Origin of the sequence: Streptomyces sp. NPDC051183 (genome assembly GCF_040682455.1) — a bacterium.
Lineage (GTDB): Bacteria > Actinomycetota > Actinomycetes > Streptomycetales > Streptomycetaceae > Streptomyces.
Genome location: NZ_JBFBBA010000116.1, coordinates 1 through 1,866, shown reverse-complemented (window position 1 = coordinate 1,866; position 1,866 = coordinate 1). Strand labels below are relative to the sequence as shown.

Sequence of the window (1,866 nt, the reverse complement as noted above, 5' to 3'; positions counted from 1 at the left end):
TGTCGCTGGACTGCCACCCCGGACCTGGCCGAGCGTCCCGACGCCTACGCACACCAGCCCACCTGACATGCAGTTTTCACGATGCACACTGCTCAGTGCAGCGTGTGGAGCGTGAGCAGGCCCTCCGCCTCCTCCGCCTTCAAGGCGACCAGGTACTCGTGCCCGCGCATCACGAGCGTGGCGATGCCGGCCTTGCTCGACTCGGCCAGGGCGCGCTCCAGGAGGGCGTAGGGCTTCCCGTACTGGGCTCCCCGGGGCCCGAGGAAGTACGTCTTGTCGAAGAAGACCGGGTCGACGGTGTCCAGGTCGACGAAGCCGGCGACGTCGATCGACCGGGACCGGCCGGGAGCGATCTCGTCGAGCTCCTGAGGCTCGACGATCACATACTCGCCTCCGGTGTCGAACCCCTTCACGATGTCGGCCAGGTCCACCTCGTCGCCGGTGCGCTCGTTCACACGCCGGTTCCGGATCCGGTCCGCGGTCCCGCGCTGAAGCTGGTGGAAGCGGATCGTGTGGCTGTCCGTGGCCGTGTAGAGGCCCACCGGCAGGCTGACAAGCCCGAACCCCAAAACCCCCGTCCACACCGGTTTGGCCATCGCCCGCACCACCCTTCACCGCAGGTCCACCGGAGCGTCTTCCCACCCTGCGCCCCATCACCCCCACCGGCAACGCCGGCCCGGCCCCCGAGCTGCCGACCCCTCCGGCGGGACAGGAAAGCCCTCACCGGGGCCGCCGTCAGGGCCCTTCCGGTGTGGGCGGAGTAGGCCAGACCACCTTCCGTGCAGTCGTGTTCGAGGTGCAAACGTGCCGCCGGCTGACCTTCCGCGTGGTCAGCGGCCCCTCGGGCGCCTTCACCGCAGTGCCTCCAGCACAGGCCCAGGTGCTCGCCGGACCCTACACTCCCGCGAACTACGCGCGGCTCTGGATCTCGTACACGTCGACCACAGCGGGCGACACCGCAAGCGGCTCCGTCACCGTCCGCCTCGAACAGACCGGGCAAACGTGGACTATCCCGATAAGTGCGGCCACCGTCGCACGCCCGCGCACTGAGGTCGTACTGGTCCTCGACCGGTCAGGCAGCATGAAGGAGGAAGCAGGCGACGGCACGACGAAGGTCCAGAAGCTCCGGGAGGCGGCCGGCGTCTTCATCCAATCCATGCTGCCCGGGGACGGCTTGTCCGTCGTCCGCTTCGACAGTACGGCGCAACGCCTCACCGACGTCACCGATGTCGGGCCTGCTCCCTCGGGTTCCGGCCGCACCGCCGCACTCAATCAGATCGACAGCCCCGCATTGGATCCCGGTGCGAACACCTCGATCGGCGCCGGGGTACAGGCCGGTCGTACCGCACTCGTCGATGGCCAGGCCGCAGCCTCCACACCGTACGGAACCCAAGCCATGGTCATCCTGACCGACGGCATGGAGAACACCGCACCCACGATCGCCACGGCGAGCGCGGGCCTCTCAGCGAACACGTTCGCCATCGGGCTCGGCCTGCCGCACAACATCAGCGTCGCCGCACTCCAGGCACTCACCCAGGGCAACAAGGGCTACCTGCTGGTGACAGGCGCGCTCGACGAGTCCCAGCGCCACCGCCTTGCGAAGTACTTCCTCCAGGTGCTCGCCGGCGTCAACAACGCCGGCATAGTCCTCGACCCCCACGGCGAACTGCCCCTCGGACGCGAGCACCGTATCCCCTTCACCGTCAGTGAGGCCGACATCGGTCTCGACGCCTTCCTGCTCACCTCCTACCCCTACGCCGTGGACTTCCGACTAGTGCCGCATCAGGCAACATTCGCCCTGCCGTGACGTGGGCGGGATCCGTCCCGCTGTTCGCGAGGTCGGTCGGGTGTAATCCCAGTGGCGCT

1 protein-coding gene and 1 pseudogene are annotated in these 1,866 nt (G+C 68.3%); one reads left to right on the top strand and one right to left on the bottom strand.

What is annotated here, in order from left to right; genetic code table 11:
• Positions 1 to 95 precede the first annotated feature (95 nt).
• Positions 96 to 596, bottom strand: a pseudogene (locus AB0M99_RS37700) (Ku protein); the annotation flags it as partial.
• 155 nt (positions 597 to 751) lie between these two features.
• Between AB0M99_RS37700 and AB0M99_RS37695 the strand changes: the two are divergent.
• Positions 752 to 1,807 carry a vWA domain-containing protein gene (locus AB0M99_RS37695; protein ID WP_365928776.1) on the top strand — a complete coding sequence of 352 codons (1,056 nt, stop codon included), beginning with the start codon at positions 752 to 754 and terminating at the stop codon, positions 1,805 to 1,807.
• Positions 1,808 to 1,866 lie beyond the last annotated feature (59 nt).